The sequence below is a fragment of the Shewanella waksmanii genome (assembly GCF_043643685.1).
Classification (GTDB): domain Bacteria; phylum Pseudomonadota; class Gammaproteobacteria; order Enterobacterales; family Shewanellaceae; genus Shewanella; species Shewanella waksmanii_A.
Map to the genome: position 1 here is coordinate 298,934 of NZ_JBHZSN010000001.1, position 16,477 is coordinate 315,410.

At 44.0% G+C, this 16,477-nt stretch carries 19 protein-coding genes; 9 read left to right on the forward strand and 10 right to left on the reverse strand.

Features of this window, described 5'->3' with window-relative positions; genetic code table 11:
• Positions 1 to 32: 32 nt before the first annotated feature.
• Both ACHUFW_RS01375 and hemH read left to right on the forward strand, forming a co-directional pair.
• Positions 33 to 575 carry a glutathione peroxidase gene (locus tag ACHUFW_RS01375; RefSeq protein WP_394200196.1) on the forward strand — a complete coding sequence of 181 codons (543 nt, stop codon included), beginning with the start codon at positions 33 to 35 and terminating at the stop codon, positions 573 to 575.
• Positions 576 to 605: 30 nt separating this feature from the next.
• Positions 606 to 1,613, forward strand: coding sequence for a ferrochelatase (gene hemH / locus ACHUFW_RS01380; protein WP_394200197.1), 1,008 nt, complete (start codon positions 606 to 608; stop codon positions 1,611 to 1,613).
• A gap of 51 nt (positions 1,614 to 1,664) precedes the next feature.
• On the opposite strand, the gene ruvX is transcribed toward hemH, so the two are convergent.
• The 4 genes from ruvX to ACHUFW_RS01400 form a co-directional block, all read right to left on the reverse strand.
• Complete coding sequence (gene ruvX, locus ACHUFW_RS01385) at positions 1,665 to 2,084, reverse strand: Holliday junction resolvase RuvX (protein ID WP_394200198.1); 420 nt, start codon at positions 2,082 to 2,084, stop codon at positions 1,665 to 1,667.
• Between the two features lie 44 nt (positions 2,085 to 2,128).
• Positions 2,129 to 2,689: a YqgE/AlgH family protein gene (locus ACHUFW_RS01390; RefSeq protein ID WP_394200480.1), complete on the reverse strand. Its 561-nt coding sequence runs from the start codon at positions 2,687 to 2,689 to the stop codon at positions 2,129 to 2,131.
• Between the two features lie 19 nt (positions 2,690 to 2,708).
• Complete coding sequence (gene yciH / locus ACHUFW_RS01395) at positions 2,709 to 3,038, reverse strand: stress response translation initiation inhibitor YciH (RefSeq protein WP_394200199.1); 330 nt, start codon at positions 3,036 to 3,038, stop codon at positions 2,709 to 2,711.
• A gap of 148 nt (positions 3,039 to 3,186) precedes the next feature.
• Entirely contained in the window at positions 3,187 to 3,501 is a 315-nt protein-coding gene (locus ACHUFW_RS01400) for a hypothetical protein (RefSeq protein ID WP_394200200.1), read from the reverse strand.
• 181 nt (positions 3,502 to 3,682) lie between these two features.
• On the opposite strand from ACHUFW_RS01400, the gene ACHUFW_RS01405 reads away from it, so the two are divergent.
• Positions 3,683 to 4,243: a DUF4136 domain-containing protein gene (locus ACHUFW_RS01405; RefSeq protein WP_394200201.1), complete on the forward strand. Its 561-nt coding sequence runs from the start codon at positions 3,683 to 3,685 to the stop codon at positions 4,241 to 4,243.
• 164 nt (positions 4,244 to 4,407) lie between these two features.
• Entirely contained in the window at positions 4,408 to 4,854 is a 447-nt protein-coding gene (locus tag ACHUFW_RS01410; protein ID WP_394200202.1) for a DUF924 family protein, read from the forward strand.
• Here the strand turns inward: ACHUFW_RS01410 and ACHUFW_RS01415 are convergent.
• Positions 4,851 to 5,738 carry a LysR family transcriptional regulator gene (locus tag ACHUFW_RS01415; protein ID WP_394200203.1) on the reverse strand — a complete coding sequence of 296 codons (888 nt, stop codon included), beginning with the start codon at positions 5,736 to 5,738 and terminating at the stop codon, positions 4,851 to 4,853. The two genes, ACHUFW_RS01410 and ACHUFW_RS01415, sit on opposite strands and share 4 nt — an antisense overlap.
• A gap of 87 nt (positions 5,739 to 5,825) precedes the next feature.
• Here ACHUFW_RS01415 and ACHUFW_RS01420 point away from each other — a divergent pair, with 87 nt between their 5' ends.
• The 3 genes from ACHUFW_RS01420 (at position 5,826) to ACHUFW_RS01430 (ending at position 7,925) form a co-directional block, all read left to right on the forward strand.
• Positions 5,826 to 6,251: a PACE efflux transporter gene (locus ACHUFW_RS01420; protein ID WP_394200204.1), complete on the forward strand. Its 426-nt coding sequence runs from the start codon at positions 5,826 to 5,828 to the stop codon at positions 6,249 to 6,251.
• 258 nt (positions 6,252 to 6,509) lie between these two features.
• Complete coding sequence (locus ACHUFW_RS01425; RefSeq protein WP_394200205.1) at positions 6,510 to 7,067, forward strand: OmpA family protein; 558 nt, start codon at positions 6,510 to 6,512, stop codon at positions 7,065 to 7,067.
• 30 nt (positions 7,068 to 7,097) lie between these two features.
• The gene (locus tag ACHUFW_RS01430) at positions 7,098 to 7,925 is read left to right on the forward strand and encodes a mechanosensitive ion channel family protein (RefSeq protein WP_394200206.1); all 828 of its coding nucleotides are present in this window, start codon (positions 7,098 to 7,100) and stop codon (positions 7,923 to 7,925) included.
• An 86-nt stretch (positions 7,926 to 8,011) separates the two neighbouring features.
• Here ACHUFW_RS01430 and ACHUFW_RS01435 read toward each other — a convergent pair whose 3' ends face one another.
• The gene (locus ACHUFW_RS01435; protein ID WP_394200207.1) at positions 8,012 to 8,647 is read right to left on the reverse strand and encodes a trimeric intracellular cation channel family protein; all 636 of its coding nucleotides are present in this window, start codon (positions 8,645 to 8,647) and stop codon (positions 8,012 to 8,014) included.
• Between the two features lie 310 nt (positions 8,648 to 8,957).
• Here ACHUFW_RS01435 and ltaE point away from each other — a divergent pair, with 310 nt between their 5' ends.
• Positions 8,958 to 9,968: a low-specificity L-threonine aldolase gene (ltaE, locus tag ACHUFW_RS01440; protein ID WP_394200481.1), complete on the forward strand. Its 1,011-nt coding sequence runs from the start codon at positions 8,958 to 8,960 to the stop codon at positions 9,966 to 9,968.
• A 106-nt stretch (positions 9,969 to 10,074) separates the two neighbouring features.
• On the opposite strand, the gene ACHUFW_RS01445 is transcribed toward ltaE, so the two are convergent.
• From ACHUFW_RS01445 to ACHUFW_RS01455, 3 genes are read right to left on the reverse strand one after another with little or no spacing between them, the layout of a single operon-like run.
• Positions 10,075 to 10,794: a hypothetical protein gene (locus ACHUFW_RS01445; protein ID WP_394200208.1), complete on the reverse strand. Its 720-nt coding sequence runs from the start codon at positions 10,792 to 10,794 to the stop codon at positions 10,075 to 10,077.
• A gap of 52 nt (positions 10,795 to 10,846) precedes the next feature.
• Positions 10,847 to 12,493: an alkaline phosphatase gene (locus ACHUFW_RS01450; RefSeq protein ID WP_394200209.1), complete on the reverse strand. Its 1,647-nt coding sequence runs from the start codon at positions 12,491 to 12,493 to the stop codon at positions 10,847 to 10,849.
• A gap of 14 nt (positions 12,494 to 12,507) precedes the next feature.
• Positions 12,508 to 14,013, reverse strand: a complete 1,506-nt coding sequence (locus ACHUFW_RS01455) for an alkaline phosphatase (RefSeq protein WP_394200482.1) — start codon at positions 14,011 to 14,013, stop codon at positions 12,508 to 12,510.
• A gap of 607 nt (positions 14,014 to 14,620) precedes the next feature.
• Here ACHUFW_RS01455 and ACHUFW_RS01460 point away from each other — a divergent pair.
• Complete coding sequence (locus ACHUFW_RS01460) at positions 14,621 to 14,989, forward strand: acyl-CoA thioesterase (RefSeq protein ID WP_394200210.1); 369 nt, start codon at positions 14,621 to 14,623, stop codon at positions 14,987 to 14,989.
• A 36-nt stretch (positions 14,990 to 15,025) separates the two neighbouring features.
• Here ACHUFW_RS01460 and ACHUFW_RS01465 read toward each other — a convergent pair whose 3' ends face one another.
• Positions 15,026 to 16,327, reverse strand: a complete 1,302-nt coding sequence (locus ACHUFW_RS01465; protein ID WP_394200211.1) for an NAD(P)/FAD-dependent oxidoreductase — start codon at positions 16,325 to 16,327, stop codon at positions 15,026 to 15,028.
• Positions 16,328 to 16,477: the final 150 nt, after the last annotated feature.

The window sequence follows — 16,477 nt, forward strand, 5'->3', positions numbered from 1 at the left end:
GTATCGGCAAATAACCCAACAAAGGAGTCGTTATGAAATACCGAATGATTAGCTTAAGTCTAGCCGCCATGTTTACTATTCCTAGCGCTTATGCTGAAACGCAATGCGCTGACTTTTTAGATGTAACCGCAAGAAAGCTACATTCTGAAAAGCAAGTTGATATCTGTGAGTTAACCCAAGGAAAGCCTGTATTGATTGTCAATACGGCCAGCAATTGTGGTTACACCTCGCAGTTTAAAGGCTTGGAAGCATTACATAAAAATTATAAAGATAAAGGTCTGGTGGTATTGGGTTTCCCATCCAATGATTTTAATCAAGAAGAAGCCGAAGAGGTGAAGACCGCCGATGTGTGCTACATCAATTATGGCGTCACTTTCACTATGCTAGCACCGGGCAAAGTCAAGGGAGCTGGCGCGCAAAGTATTTTTAGTCACTTATCAGCACAAACCAGTGAACCGAGCTGGAACTTCAATAAGTATCTTGTCAGCGCAGATGGCGAGGTGGTACAAAAGTTCAGCTCCAGTGTAAAACCGGATTCAACGACATTAGTGACAGCCATTGAGCTGCAGCTTTAACACTGCTTAAAACAAACCTAAGGAGACACATTGAGTAAGTTTGTCGGAATAACAAAGGAGCAAGGGCATCAGCAGCGCGGCAAGGTCGGGGTGCTTTTGATGAACCTTGGGACACCTGATGCACCAACTGCGGCATCTGTTAGAACCTATTTGGCGGAGTTTTTGTCGGATCCGCGCGTGGTTGAAATTCCTAAGTTGCTGTGGATGCTGATTTTACATGGCATTATTTTGCGTGTAAGACCTGCCAAATCGGCGGCACTGTACAAAGAAATTTGGCAACAAGATGGCTCGCCGTTAATGAGCATTACCCAAGCTCAAACCGATAAGCTACGCAATCGCCTAGCAAACGATAATGTTGTGGTGGACTTTTGCATGCGTTATGGGAATCCTTCAGTGGATACTGTGCTAAATAAGATGCATCAGCAAGGGGTTGATAAAATTGTCGCCCTGCCATTGTATCCTCAGTATGCAGCGCCCACCACAGGTTCGGCGTTTGATGCCCTAAGTAAGACGCTGACCAAATGGCGCTTTCTACCATCTGTGCATTTTATCAATACTTATCATGATAATAGTGAGTACATTGATGCACTAGTATCATCAATTAAAGCGGATTTTGATAAGCATGGAAAACCACAGAAACTGGTCTTGTCTTATCATGGTATGCCTGAACGCAATTTGCATTTAGGCGACCCTTATTATTGTTACTGTAAAATCACCACGCGGCTGGTGGTTGAAAAACTGGGTTTGACTGATGATGAGTATATTACGACATTTCAATCTCGCTTTGGTAAAGCAAAGTGGTTGGGGCCATATACCGATGCCACACTTGAGGCACTGGCAAAAGATGGCGTAAAGGACGTGGCGATTGTATGTCCAGCTTTTAGTAGTGACTGTCTCGAAACGCTTGAAGAAATTGAATCGGAAAACCGAGAAGTTTTCGAACAAGCTGGTGGCGAAAAATATCGCTACATTGCGGCACTAAATGATCGTGACGACCACATAGAGATGATGGTGAATTTAGTCAAACCGCATATTTAGCCAATAAAAAAGCAGCCATCAGGCTGCTTTTTTGATTGATCTGAATGATGTTCAAAATTGATTCTCAAAGTAGCTTTCGATGATCAGCACCGCAGACATCGAATCCACTTGCCCTTTTGTTAATGCTTTATAGCCACCAAACTCAAATAACCTTGCTTTGGCATCAGCGGTGGTGAGACGTTCGTCTTGCGTTGCTATTTTTATCCCAAAGCGGCCGTTAATGCGGTTGGCAAATTTACGTGCGCGTTGGGTCATTTCTTGCTCTGTGCCATCCATGTTAAGCGGTAGGCCAACAACCACAAGATCCGGCTGCCATTCATCGATCAAGGCGCCAATTTCTTCCCATTTTGGAATACCGTCATTGGCTTTGATAGAAGTCAGTGGTCTTGCACTAGCGGTAATGGCTTGCCCTATTGCGACGCCAATACTCTTAGTGCCAAAGTCAAAGCCTAAAACTGATTGGCTGCTCATGTCGATTTCCTAAAGTAGATTGTCATCTGTGGGTTTTAGTTTGCTTACGCTCTGCCAGTTTGATGAGACAATTGCCAGATATCAAACCCTAATGATTGAGTTGCTTGTAGCCAACGTTGGTCATGGTCGGTATTAAACAGAATTTCGGCAGTGGCAGGGATAGAAAGCCAACTGTTTTCGGCAATCTCTTGCTCGAGTTGATCACGTCCCCAGCCTGCATAACCTAAAGCAACAATGTAATCTTTTGGTGAACTCTCTTTCCCGATAGCGGCGAGTACATCGCGTGAAGTGGTAAGCATTACCTCATCGCTAATCTGCTCGCTGTTGGCCCAATGGGATTGAGGCGTGTGTAATACAAAGCCTCGCTCAGGGTTAACAGGGCCTCCGACTAACACTTTGGTGGCAAGTGATGGCATCAACTCAAGATTATCGTCTAACTCCATCTGTTTCAGCAACTCTTCGACTTCTACACCAATAGGCCTATTGATCATTATGCCCATTGCGCCTTTTTCATCATGCTCACAAATATAGATAACTGAACGTTCAAAAAAAGTGTCCTGAAGCGATGGCATCGCTAAAAGAAGGTGATTTTGTAGACTTGTCATTTTAGGCTCAGCCACAGGATTAGCCTCCAGCAAGTTTAACCGTATAGTTCAGCTTTTCGAGTAGTGTTTTAAGTTGTTCGCGGTTATCTGTTTGAACTTCAATATTGAAATCTTTGACCGTGCCGCCGCAACCACATTGTTTTTTAAGCTTTTGAGCCAAGGCTTTTAATTCCTTTTCATCTAGCTCAAGACCTTTAATTACCGACACACCTTTACCTTTACGGCCTTTACTGTCTTTGTGGATACGAATTATACCGTCGCCTTTAGGGGCGCTTTTCTGCGGTTTTTCAGGGGCAATTTTCCCGCCATCTGTGCTATAAACAAGTGAAATGTTCGGATCAATTCTCATGATTTATGTACTGGTGATATTGAGTTATTTTAAGTTTAACAAACTCGTTGTCACTATGGGAGAAAGGCAAAAAAAAAGACCACGAAAAGTGGTCTTAGAGCGTATCGATCAATTTGCAGGGAGATCGCTGAGCATAAATACCGTGTTGCTACAGATTGCCAATTATCGCAATGATGAGGGCAACACTGGTGAGTCCGGCGCAAGGCAGGATAAAGCGACGCAGCACTGGGAGCGCAATACTGCAAGCCGATAAAACAAAACCTAAAGCAACAATGTCAAACATTGAGGTTTGACTATTTAGTTGCGTTACCGCGAACCAGCCTAATACCACTATGGGGAGTACCAGTAGTGACCATTGCTTAGGCAGTTCACTGTTTTTATGAGTTTGTTGTTCGCTCACTTGTTTGGGGCCGAAGATAAAAATTGCCGTAGCGATAGTAAAAGCAGCGATGAACCAAGTCATAATTTATCTCTGTTAAATTTATTAAGTGATAATCATTATCATTTACATGTTTGCTGAAGTCAAGCTGAATAAAAGTGATTTAGATCTAAAATAGAGTTGTGGAACACCCAATAGCTATGTAAGCTCTTTGCTAATGAATTAGGTATATAACCTAAGCTTGGGATTTATAGGAGTGAAAGTTATGAAGAAGTTTATCGTATTGGCAGCGGCGTTAGCCTTGTCCGCTTGTAGTTCATTGAAAACTAGCTCGGATTATGATCCTCAAGCCAATTTTGCTGATATCAAAACTTATGCTTGGGTTGAGCAAAAGAACAAAGATGCTACTTACCACCTTGATGGTCTTATGGACCAGCGTGTCCGCAGCGCGGTTGATAACAACTTACAATTAAAAGGTATCAGTAAAACTGATCCGCAAAGCGCTGATATTTTAGTTAACTACTTAACTAAGGTGGATAAGAAAATTAACGTAGATACCTTTAACACCAGTTTTGGCTATAACCCATACTATGGCCCAGGTTGGGGCTATGGTGGCAACATGCATACTCAAACAACTGTGCGTGAATATGAAGTTGGCACATTGATTGTTGATATGGTTAATCGCGAAACCGGTAAGTTGATTTGGCGCGGTTCAGTTGCTGATACCATTCGTGATAAAAACACCCCTGAAGAGCGCGTTGAAGTGATCAATAAAGCTATTGGTGAAATGATGTTGAATTACCCACCAATGCCTTCGGCAAAGTAAGAAAGTTCATCATTTTTAAAGAGCGGCAATAGCCGCTCTTTTTGATCCTGGCTTCTGTAGAAGTGTGATCTAACAACCAGTTAGACCAAAGTCCAACATATCTGTTTTGAGTGCAGGTGGTATGCTGCCTGTCTAATCATTCAAGTTGTAGGTTGAGGCGAAACGTGGAAGGTTTTTTACAGCAGTGGTTTCATCATTATCAAAAGGGTGATGGTGTTGAAGTTAACGAGCTCAGTGAAGCGACTCAAGTTCACTGGAAAACGCTGTTATGTCAGCTAAAAGCTGGCGAGCTTGATAGTTGGCAAAACTCACCACCAGGCCGATTATCATTGATTTTGCTGATGGGACCAGTGGCACACATTTTTGAAGATGAGCACTCAATCAGTTTTCAGCGACGAGCTCATGAGCTATGTGTCAGTGGCGTCGACAAAGGTTTTGACACTCAACTCAATCCTATTCAGCGTCGTTGCTTTTATGACCCCTTGTTTTACTCTACTCGCGCTGAAGATCGTGCACTATTAATTAAACTACTTGATGGCATGCAGTTTCAAGTAGAGCAGGCTGTGCGCCCGGCTTGGTCTAATTGGTATCAACAAGCACAAGTCAGTTAGCCACGGCTAGATTGCATCATCAGCCGCAACTGGCGACGTAGCTCTTGGCTAGCGGCGTTGCCAGTACCTAAATGCTGAATAATGTCGATGTTTGCTAGCCAATCCAGTTGCTGAAAGTTGGCTGGTAAGCTGCAAACCTGTTTCGCCATGAGCGCATCTTGCATAATGTGTTTAGGGACAATTCCCCAACCAAACCCACCTTTAATCAATTCGGCAATCATGTAGTAGTTATCTGCAAACCAAACATCTGGAGAATGCTGCAGATTATATAGGCTAGGCGAGCGATCACGGGCACCAATGACAACTTGTCGATGCAACTTAAGCATATCTAGGTGGGTCAGCTCTGTTTTCGCTAAAGGGTGGTTTGTCGATACCATCAAATCAAACTCAATACTGCCGATAGTTTCGAACTCAACCAGATCTGGGTAGGTTATTTCACTAACCACTAAACCAATATCAGCGCGCCTATGCTGGATTAGTTGAATAATATCGTGGCTAGAGGCATTTAAGAATTCAAGTTCAATATTAGGCCAAGCTGTTGAAAAAGCGCTGAGGTGTTGTGCTAACTCCCCATAGGGAACACCTTCATCTAATGCCAGTGTTAAGGTTTGTGGCTCCGATTCATCTAGGCTTTTTAACTGCTGGCTAAGGCGTCGGTGTTGTGCAATGACCGCTTTGGCTTGAGGTAATAATCTCTTGCCTGCTTTAGTGAGTTGCGGGTATCGGCCGCTTCGGTCAAACAGTTGCTGATTGGTATCTATCTCCAGCGTCATTATATGCTGGCTAATTGCTGATTGAACCTTTCCCAGCTTGCGTGCCGCTGCTGAAAATGAGCCAGTTTCTACGGTTTCAACAAATGCACTCAATTGTTCAATGGTAAACATATCAGTAAAGGTGATGGTATCTAGTTTTTAAGTATCTTATTAATGAATGATAATAAGTGCAACAACAAACCGGACTAGGTCATCAACATGAATACTAAACAAAGAATTACTCACGCATTACTTTTTGAATTTTTCGCTTTAATCATTGTTGTGCCACTCGCTACCTTGTTTGCACAAAAAGATGCTGCTGACATGATGGTGGTGGCCGTCGGTCTTAGTATTTATGCCGTAGTATGGAACTACTTCTATAACATTGCATTTGATCGCTACTTTGGGGCTGAGCGCAGCAGTAGAACTGTAATGATGCGAATTGTTCATACACTAGGCTTTGAAGCCGGAATTATCGTCGTTACGCTACCTGTAGTTGCTTGGTTCTTAGGGATTAGCTTGTTATCTGCACTGGTTTTAGAAGCGGCGTTTTTAGTGTTTTTCTTTTTCTATGCAATGATTTTTAATGCGATATATGACCGTTTTACCGAATCAAATATGAAAGAAATGGCTAATGCGGGGTAGTTAATCGATGTATTTGACTGACTTATCTTGGCTAGACGCAATAAATTGCTGATTAAGCTTTGTGGTTACTTAGGAATAACGATAGAATGCCGCCAATGTTAATGATGTTGGCGGTTTGTTGTTTTTTGTTCTAGATGAATTAACTGTGTCATTGGCTTTGGTCATTTTTAGTTTGTGCATCTATTGTTTAATTCTGGCAGTTAGTCTATATAAGTCTTAGGTATTAAGATCTTAAGTGGCAATAATAGAGCGGATAATATGCGTAGACATTTTCTGATTGCAATATTGCTTTGCTACATTCCCGTTACATTGGCTTGGCAAGACAGTGATGGTGATGGCGTACCGGATATCAAGGATGCATGCCCAGACACTCCTAGGGGAGCCGTAGTTGACGCGGCAGGCTGTCAGCGACCACAAGTTACTGAGAAGCTGTGTTTAAAAACTACCCAGGGAGGTTTGTTTCCAAAAAGCTGCACACAAGCAACGCCATTATTTGTTCAGTTTGCTTTCGCTGAAGCGGAAATCGCCATGTCACAATGGGCTAAAATTGGACAGATAAATGAGTTTTTGTCGGAACATAACAAGCATTTAAGTTTGCTTGGGTTCACCGATAGCATTGGTGAATCAGGCTTTAACCTAAAGCTCTCTGAGCAACGCGCCAACAACATAAAAGATGTATTTATCACTGATTTTGGCTATGACCCAAGTGTGTTTACAGTGAAGGCGATGGGGAGCAACGACCCTATTGCCAGTAATGACACTGAATTGGGTCGTAGTTTGAATCGACGCGTGGAATTTGTAGTAAATAGTAACTAAATTTTATTCGAATCGTTAAGGGAGTAATAAATGGATAGTATTGAAAATTTGTTAGAGCAGGCGCCTAACTTGATCATGAGTTATGGACTCAATATCTTGTTTGCACTTGTGATATTTCTGGTGGGTAAGTATTTAGCAAACGTGGCTAAAAAAGTATCTACTAAGCTAATGGATAAGCGCAAACTAGAGCCAACTGTGGTGTCTTTTGTCGCTAACATGGCCTGGGCAGTTGTGTTTGTGTTTACCGTTATCGCAACGTTAGGGCAAATTGGTATCCAAACAGCTTCGTTAGTTGCTGTATTGGGTGCTGCCGGTTTGGCTGTAGGTTTAGCACTGCAAGGGAGCTTATCTAATTTCGCTGCAGGTGTGTTGATGGTTATCTTCCGCCCATGCCGAGTCGGGGATTATGTGGAAGCGGCAGGCGTAGCCGGCACCGTAGATGAAATCACTATTTTTTCGACCAAATTACTGACGCCAGACAATAAAGTGGTTATCGCGCCCAATTCTGCAGTGATGGATGGCACCATTGTGAATTACTCAACCATGGATAAACGCCGAGTTGATTTCGTCATAGGAGTTGCCTATGACGCTGATCTGGCTAAAACTAAGCAAGTGCTCACATCGGTTATCGAAAATAACGCCTATGTATTAAAAGATCCTGCTTATACTGTGGCAGTGTCTGAATTGGCGGATTCATCGGTAAACTTTGTAGTTCGCCCTTGGGTTAAAGGCAGTGATTATTGGCCAGCATATTTTGAAATTTTAGAGCAAATTAAGCTGGCGCTTGATGAGGCTGACATTGGTATTCCATTCCCGCAGTTGGACCTGCATGTTAAGGAAACACCGCCCGCAGCATAATGATATAACATAAAAAAGGTCGACATGATGTCGACCTTTTTTATGTGCTAGCGGCTAAAGTTAATGGTTAACTCGAATCGTTAAAGCTAATGGCTGTGCTGATCTTCTTGTTGGTAATTAAACTGTGGTATCGACCAGCGATAGTGTAGCGCCACCATTCTAAAACCAAATCCAAAGCTTAAACTAGCTGCTAGATTTATCCACTCAGGAACACCGAAAAATTTCATCGTCACATAGAGTGAGGCAGTGCTTAAGGCCACAACAGCGTAGAGTTCTTTTTTAAATACCAAAGGGACTTGATTGCATAAAATATCACGAATAACCCCACCAAAAACGCCGGTTACTAACCCCATTACAATCGCGACGACAGGACCAAAGCCTAGCATCAGGGTTTTTTGTGCGCCTACAATTGAAAATACTGCTAGCCCGAGTGCGTCAATAGTCAGAAATAACTTCGATAAGTAACGCATTACAGGGGCAATCACCACCGTCAGTAACGATGCAAAAGCAATGGCAAGTAGGTAGTGGGGATTTTCTATCCAAATAATAGGGTAATGCCCCAACAGCATATCGCGTAAAGTTCCACCACCTATGGCCGTAGCGCAGCCAATGATCACCACACCAAACAGATCCATTTGGCGTTTGCCGGCGCTTAAGGCACCAGTCATTGCTTCAGCAATGATGCCAATAAGCCAAAGTAAACTGATAAATTTAATTTCCATGGTGTTACTGCTCAAAAAAATAGGCAGCAGATTTTGCCTCACATTGGCTATTTTTGACTAGTGTTTTTATTCTATTTTGCATTATATTTTCTAATCTTTAGTGGTAACACCTTAACCTAGCTAATAATGCTTTTGGCTTAAGCTGATTATCATGAGCCTTAGGAATACTGATAGCTGAGTTATGGCGAAAACTGAACTGCAAAATTTGGCTTAGATCGCACACTAAGTGAAAACTTGTTGCTCGTGACTAGAGAGTTTTCAGTTGTCGGAGTACTATGCGATTTTGTACTTGCAGTACCCAGAGGGTGACATGATTGATTTTAGAAGTGACACGGTCACGCAACCTACACAAGCGATGCGTGATGCAATGAGCACAGCGTTAGTTGGCGATGATGTGTATGGCGATGACCCAACGGTTAACCGTTTGGAAGCGATGGCTGCCGAACGCTTTGGCTTTGATCGAGCGTTATTCACCTCCTCTGGCACTCAGGCTAATTTATTAGCATTGATGGCACATTGTGAACGCGGTGATGAATATATCTGTGGTCAAGATGCTCATAATTATAAATTTGAAGGCGGTGGCGCTGCGGTGCTTGGCAGTATTCAACCTCAGCCTTTGCTTAATCAAGTTGATGGCACAATTGCATTGTCTGATATTAAAGCCGCCATTAAGCCTGATGATGCCCACTTTGCCCGCACGCGGTTATTAAGTTTAGAAAACACGATTGGTGGCAAAATTTTGCCTATGGACTATCTCGCTCAAGCTCAGGGATTGGCTTTTAATCACGGCTTGAAGATACATCTTGATGGTGCTCGTGTTGCCAATGCCGCGGTAGCTCAAGGTATCGCGATTAGCGATATAACTCAGCACTTCGACTCGGTTTCTATTTGCTTATCTAAAGGCCTTAGGGCTCCCGTTGGTTCTTTGTTGTTAGGTGATGAGCGGTTAATCACCAAAGCGCGTCGCTGGCGTAAAGTTCTGGGTGGTGGTATGCGCCAAGCAGGTATATTGGCTGCGGCTGCACAGTTGGCGATTAATGATGAAGTCGCGCGTTTAGCTGAAGATCACCAAAACGCATTATTTTTAGCCCAGAAACTTGCAGAAATCGACGAGTTTGAGCTGGATGTGAGTGCGGTACAAACTAACATGCTATTTGCCAAAGTTGCCCAAGGTGTGGATATTCATCAATTGGCTGCAAAGCTTAAAAAAGACGGTATTCTTATCAGCCCGGGCAGCACGCTAAGACTGGTTACCCATGCAGACATTAACCGCAGTGATATTGAAACCTTTATTACTAAGTTAAAATCGCATTTAGTGTAAATGATAAAGGTAGCTCGGGCATAGCGAGCTACCTTTAACTGCTGCACAGCAGTTAATGGCTATAAGTCAGCTAATGGCTATAGTTCAGCTAATGGCTATAGTTCAGCTAATGGCTATGGGAATGGCCGCTACCACCCATACTGTGGCCATCACTGTGATAAAACCCCGAGCTGCCATGTTCTATAAATCCTTGGTTTATCATTTTAGCGATAAACGGATCTGATTCACTGTCACCAATATCTGCAAAGTCGATATCGCTAAATTTACTCACTTTGGCATTGAATGCTTCAGCAGAAATCGAACTAATTTGCTGCAGTGAAAATTGCACTTGTTGCTGACCACTTTGATAGCTAAATGTGTGGGGAAGTTGCAGTGCTTCCATCCAAGTTACCGCTAGCTGATGTGTTTGAGTGCTGTTGTATTGCGTGAGCTCGAAGCAGGGGTGGGCAGACGCACTTTGTTGCTGAAGCTGTTCTAGCGAAGCGGGAGCGATCAAATGGAATTTTTGTTCAATATTAGGCACCCGGTGCAACGAGCGCAGATCGCCGACGGTATAAGTCACTGAGCGCTGCTCTTTAACAAAGAAGCGGCTAAACTCGCCTTGTTGTGTCCACTGCTCAAAGATATTGTCACTATTTTGATAACGTATGGTATTACCTAATCGAGTCAAAACCAGTTGGTGAGTTTCACCATTGGCACGTTTTACATGGTAAGTGGCTTGATAAGCAGTCGGTTTCAGGTTTTTGGGGCAGGTGTCTGCTGCTAACACTGGCCCTGCTAAAGTAACTGGGCTGAGCAGCATGGTTGCCATTAATACATTGCGCATGGCTTAATCCTATAAAGCGCCGAGTAACCAAGGTTACTCGGCTAGTATGATGTTATTGCGCTGCTTGGGCTTGATTAACAAGACCGGCTGCATGGTTCATAACATGGAAGATATGGTTTTGTTCTACAGTACCTTGTAGAAGGTGAGATCCTGGACCGCTAGCAAAAATTGCCACGTCTTCACCCGCGTGGGTTTCACTTGATAGCGGAATCAGTGCCTCTTGATGGAAGCCTGCACTTTGGGTGTCAACGTAATTAAGATCAACCCGTCCAGCCTGTATATCGTAACCATAACGTTCATCTCCGCCCATGGCTAAGTTGGCAAAACCACGACCGTTGGTGTAGCCAACTGTGGTATATGGCAGACCATTGTTGTCAGTTGAGTTGAGTACTGATGGAGCGCCATTAGCGTCATTACCTTTGACTAAACCAAGAATTGGGTTACCACGAGTTGGATAGCCTGCAATAGTAAATACATGACTATGATCGGCTGTCACCATTAACAAGGTATCGCTGGCAGAGGTTTTTTCCATCGCGACACGAACTGCTTCCGACAGGGCGATGGTATCGTGCAGCGCTCTAGCAGCATTACCAGCGTGGTGAGCATGGTCAATACGGCCAGCTTCTACAATGAGGACAAAGCCTTTGTCATTCTTTTTAAGAATATCAATACTTTTGGCCGTCATTTCAGCCAGTGATGGCTCACCGGTAACACCATCTTCAGTGCGGTCATAGTCGTAATCCATATGAGATGAATTAAACAGCCCAAGTAGATGGTCGGTCGCTGCAGCATCAATAGCTAAAAGCTGATCGCGGTCTTGAGCATAAGCTGAGTTAACATACTTAGTGGTCCACTCCGAGGTTAAGTCGCGTCCGTCGCTACGTCGCCCAGACTTGCCTTCAGGGTCGGTCATGGTTGACGGGATAAAGTTACGGCGTCCGCCGCCCATCACCACATTAATGCCGGCACCATATTGGTAGTCTAAAAGTTGTGCGGCAATATCTTTACAACCGTAGGTGACAGCTTCATCGGGTAGGTCACTGTCATTTTCCCAGTTCCTCTCAGGTACATGAGCATAGGTCGCTGCTGGCGTTGCGTGGGTGACTCGGGCGGTAGAGACCACACCGGTTGATAGCCCCGCAATAGACGCAAGTTCAACTGCCGTCATTAGGTTCTGACCCGAGGTTGATTCACAGTTGCCACGCGTAACACCTTGGGCTTGTGAAATGACACCGACATCAGTTTTTACACCTGTGACCATTGCAGTCATAGTGCCTGCAGAGTCTGGAGTTTGTCCGTCGACATTGTATGTCTTGGCTAAACCTGCATAAGGTAGCGTTTCAAAGGACAGTGAGTTTTCTTCACCCAATTGTCCCTTTAGCTGGCCATCTAAAATGCGAGCGGCAGTTACTGTAGATACACCCATGCCATCGCCAACAAATAGAATCACGTTTTTAGCTTTACCTGCTTCATTGTTAATTGTCAGTGATTGCGCATTGGCAACGCGGTTTTGCCCATCGACAAACCAGGCGTTGACATTAGTCCAATCTGTGCCGTTACTACCGTCGCTGCCATCAACCCCGTCAGTGCCGTTACTGCCATTTGAGCCAGCTGCACCAGTGTCACCATCACTACCACACGCGGTAAGTCCAAGTCCTAATGCTGCAGCAAGAGACAATACAAGTAGATGCTTTTTCATGTTGATTACTCCAATTAGTACTTAGTGCCGCCAAGCATTTGGGCTTGATTAATGATGTGGAAAATGACGTTTTGCTCAATAACGCCTTGAGCTAAATGGGCACCAGGGCCACTGGCGTGCAGGCTAATATCCTCACCAGCATGGGTTTCACTGCTAGTGGCAATGAGAGCTTGCTGCTGAAAGTCAACATTTTGGGTATCAACACTGCTCAGATCTTCTCGACTGCCTACTACAGCACCTGGACCGTTGGTGTAACCTAAGGTGGTATAAGGCATGCCGTCAGCAGCGGTAGATAGTGAACCATCGACGCCATGAACCAGACCTAAAATAGGGTTACCACGCTTTGGGTAGCCTGCGATGGTAAATACATGGCTATGATCTGCGGTAACCATAATGAGCGTGTCATCATTGCTGGTTGCGGCAACGGCAGATTGCACTGCATTGGAAAACTCGACTGTGTCGACAAGTGCACGTTTAGCATTACCGCCATGGTGGGCATGATCGATGCGTCCTGACTCAACGATCAATAAATAACCTTGGTCATTTTTACTCAACATTTCGATCGCTTTTGCTGTCATTTCTGTCAGTGAAGGTTCACCGCCAATGTCATCTAAACGGTCTGCTTCATATTCCATATGTGAAGAGTTAAATAGACCGAGCAAGTGATCCGTTGTATTGACATCAATAGCATCAAAACCTGCTTTGTCCCAAACATACGCTGCATTTTCAAAGTTATCTAACCAAGCTTGGGTGAGATCGAGTCCATCACTTCTTCGACCTGACTTATTCTCGCCATCAACCGTTTCACTAGGAATAAAGTTACGACGTCCACCACCTAAGGCAACGGTGAGGGCATTGTCAGCGTCACGCATCACTAGCTGTTTTGCTATGTCGCTACAGCCATTGCTGAGTGCTTCTTCTGTTAAGTTACTATCGGCTTCCCAGTTACGCTCAGGGCTGCGGGCATAACTTGCCGCTGGCGTGGCATGGGTAATTCGTGCAGTGGAAACTACCCCGGTAGATAAGCCTTTAGCATTGGCTAAATCGATAAGCGTTGTCAGCTCATTTCCCTGTGAAGATAAACAGTTTCCTCTGAGGCTAGTGTCAGATACTGAAAGTACGCCAGCTTTTGATTTGACCCCAGTGACCATAGCAGTCATGGTACCGGCACTGTCAGGAGTTTGTTGGTTGGTATTATAAGTTTTAACGAGTGCGGTATTATCAAAGTGCTCAAAACTAAGGTAGTGTTCTTCACCGCCTTGGTTGCCTTCGATTTGTTGTCCTGCGTATATACGAGCAGCAGTCAGGGTCGAAATACCCATACCATCGCCGACAAATAAGATGACATTTTTAGCCTGTTGCTTAGGGGCTTGCTGGGTTTTTTCTACAACGCGTTGAGCGCCATTTTTATACCAGTCACTTTCTGTTTGTACATTGGGGAGTACTGCAGCGTTTACCCCAGCACTTACTATGCTGGCCGCGAATAGCGCAGCTATTTTGTTATGGTTTATCACTATCATCACCCTTAGGTCTATTGAGGAATATTTAGAGTTAACTCACTAGGGGCTGCTAACCTTTTAACGGTTAAATTCTATCTGACACAAAAGCATTGTTATCTTGGTTTAAGATTTGATGCTGAGCAAAACGCTAGCAATAGCGAAAAATGCTTTCAGTCGAATGCTTTTGGCAACGTCTGTGGTCTATTTTTGAGGTGTTATGACTTATTTGTGTCACGAGCTGTACCGTACAAGCTCCACTCAAAATAAAGACTCCACAAGTTGTTGTTAATATCATTTAATCAGAACAACAGTCCCTAAAACCGCTGTGATTGTCGGTAATATTTGTGACAAATGCGTGTTATCGATGTGTCTGTTTTATGACTTATTTAATATGTGTTTCAATATGTTATGTTGTAACATCATGAAGTACTTGTGGGAAAATCGGTGGTGCTGCTGATGTTAGCTTTGCACTATATTGGGTCTTGGTTGGCTATTATTAGTGCATAAACTCTTTAATGAGCCTTTGTTGCTAACTGGTAACCCCCTAGTTTTCTGAGGAAATCCGTTTTTAAAAGTGGCCACTCTTTTGCATACCTATAAAGAGGTATTCTTATTGGAGTGATTTAAGATGAAGTATTACAGCCGACGTTTTATTAAACCTGAGCACCTTAACCCTGCAAACGCCTTATTTGGTGGGCAGTTGCTGAGTTGGATTGATGAGGAAGCTGCGATATTTGCGGCATGCCAAACACGCAGTAACAGTATTGTGACTAAACTAATATCAGAGATTAACTTTATGACACCGGCAAGACAGGGGGATGTCTTAGAGTTTGGATTGGAGTTAGTGAGCGCAGGTAGTTCATCGATCACTGTCAGGTGCGAAGTACGTAATAAGGTTAATCATCTCCCTGTCGTGGTGATTGATAAAATGGTCTTTGTTTGTGTTGATGAACTTGGACGACCGCAATCCCATGGGCTACGTGCTAATGTGGCATAAATAAAGGGCTTCATTTGAAGCCCTTTATTTTTTACGTTAATGCAGTTTCAAGTGTGGATGGATGATGCGGCTAATTCCTTTGGCAAACATCAGTAGTGTCCCTTTGAACACACCATGTAGCTCTATCAGATGGCGACGATATAACGAGGTATAAACAAATCGTGCAATTTTACCTTCAACCAGAACGCCACCGCCCATAAATGACATCAGGTTACCGACAGTATGGAACTTAGACAGATTAACCAAGGAGCCAAGATCTTTATAAACATAGTTATGTTTGGGTTCTTGGCCGTCTATCATTAAGCGAATATTGTCAGCTGTCATTAACGCCATTTGACGTGCAGACTGACCACGTGGTGGCACCCAAGAGCCATCTTCCTGCGGGCATGCGGCACAGTCGCCAATCGCGAAGATGTGACTATCGCGAGTGGTTTGCATATTCTGTTGTACCATCACTTGATTGATATGATTGCTTTCTAAGCCGCCAATGCCATTAAGGAAGTCGGGAGCCTTAACACCAGTAGACCAAATCACCATGTCAGCGGGAATAAACTCATCGCTGGTGGTATGCAGCCCTTCAGGCGTGACTTCATTAATACGCGTGCTGGTTCTCACATTCACACCAATGGCGGTGAGCTCCTTGGCGACAGAGTCAGAAATTTCTGTTTTTTCCACTTTGGGTAGGATACGTTCATCAGCTTCAATCAGTGTGACTTCCAGTAAACTGGTATCAATTTTGTAGCCAAATCCACGTAACTGATCAACTGCGTGGTGCATTTCTGCCGACATTTCCACGCCTGTGGCACCGGCGCCCACTACGGCAATTTTGATTTTTTCATCAAGCTGATGGTGGCTAGCGTAACGCATGAATTTATTGAGCAGCATGCTACGAATTTCCATCGCCTGCTCAGTACTATCTAAAAATACGCAATGATCACGTACACCCTTAATATTGAAATCATTGGCAATACTGCCAATTGCAATAACAAGATACGTATAATCGATACGCCTTGCCGGTAGCAGTTCTTCTCCGTCTTCATCTAGAATAGGCGCAAGAATAACTTGTTTATTTTCACGGTCGATATCGGTCATCGCCCCTTGTTGAAAATGATAGCCGTGTGCCGCTGCATGGCCGCGATAACTCAATGCATCGATGCCAACATCAAGGGCGCCAGTGGCAACTTCATGCAATAAGGGTTTCCATACATGACTTTCTGCGCAATCGATAAGGGTAACTCGAGCTTTATTCTTTTTGCCGAGCTTGTGTCCCAATTTAGTGGCAATTTCCATTCCACCTGCGCCACCACCAACGATGACGACATTGATCATTTCTTGCATGGATTGCGTTTTCCTATCAATAGAGTAACGACGATTATTAAGTTTAGAGGCTAACAGTGATTTTTGTGCAGCGATTGTGATAACTAAGCTGTATCTCTAGCGCTACGGCACTGTATTGGATTGCTTAAAATTGTATCAATGATAGGGAAA

Bases quoted from the DNA above. Each gene is read 5' to 3' on its own strand.
- ACHUFW_RS01375 (WP_394200196.1), top strand. From the start codon at position 33: ATGAAATACCGAATGATTAGCTTAAGTCTAGCCGCCATGTTTACTATT.
- ruvX (WP_394200198.1), bottom strand. From the start codon at position 2,084: ATGAGCAGCCAATCAGTTTTAGGCTTTGACTTTGGCACTAAGAGTATT.
- ACHUFW_RS01390 (WP_394200480.1), bottom strand. From the start codon at position 2,689: ATGACAAGTCTACAAAATCACCTTCTTTTAGCGATGCCATCGCTTCAG.
- yciH (WP_394200199.1), bottom strand. From the start codon at position 3,038: ATGAGAATTGATCCGAACATTTCACTTGTTTATAGCACAGATGGCGGG.
- ACHUFW_RS01400 (WP_394200200.1), bottom strand. From the start codon at position 3,501: ATGACTTGGTTCATCGCTGCTTTTACTATCGCTACGGCAATTTTTATC.
- ACHUFW_RS01405 (WP_394200201.1), top strand. From the start codon at position 3,683: ATGAAGAAGTTTATCGTATTGGCAGCGGCGTTAGCCTTGTCCGCTTGT.
- ACHUFW_RS01415 (WP_394200203.1), bottom strand. From the start codon at position 5,738: ATGTTTACCATTGAACAATTGAGTGCATTTGTTGAAACCGTAGAAACT.
- ACHUFW_RS01420 (WP_394200204.1), top strand. From the start codon at position 5,826: ATGAATACTAAACAAAGAATTACTCACGCATTACTTTTTGAATTTTTC.
- ACHUFW_RS01425 (WP_394200205.1), top strand. From the start codon at position 6,510: ATGCGTAGACATTTTCTGATTGCAATATTGCTTTGCTACATTCCCGTT.
- ACHUFW_RS01430 (WP_394200206.1), top strand. From the start codon at position 7,098: ATGGATAGTATTGAAAATTTGTTAGAGCAGGCGCCTAACTTGATCATG.
- ACHUFW_RS01435 (WP_394200207.1), bottom strand. From the start codon at position 8,647: ATGGAAATTAAATTTATCAGTTTACTTTGGCTTATTGGCATCATTGCT.
- ltaE (WP_394200481.1), top strand. From the start codon at position 8,958: ATGATTGATTTTAGAAGTGACACGGTCACGCAACCTACACAAGCGATG.
- ACHUFW_RS01445 (WP_394200208.1), bottom strand. From the start codon at position 10,794: ATGCGCAATGTATTAATGGCAACCATGCTGCTCAGCCCAGTTACTTTA.
- ACHUFW_RS01450 (WP_394200209.1), bottom strand. From the start codon at position 12,493: ATGAAAAAGCATCTACTTGTATTGTCTCTTGCTGCAGCATTAGGACTT.
- ACHUFW_RS01455 (WP_394200482.1), bottom strand. From the start codon at position 14,013: ATGATAGTGATAAACCATAACAAAATAGCTGCGCTATTCGCGGCCAGC.
- ACHUFW_RS01460 (WP_394200210.1), top strand. From the start codon at position 14,621: ATGAAGTATTACAGCCGACGTTTTATTAAACCTGAGCACCTTAACCCT.
- ACHUFW_RS01465 (WP_394200211.1), bottom strand. From the start codon at position 16,327: ATGCAAGAAATGATCAATGTCGTCATCGTTGGTGGTGGCGCAGGTGGA.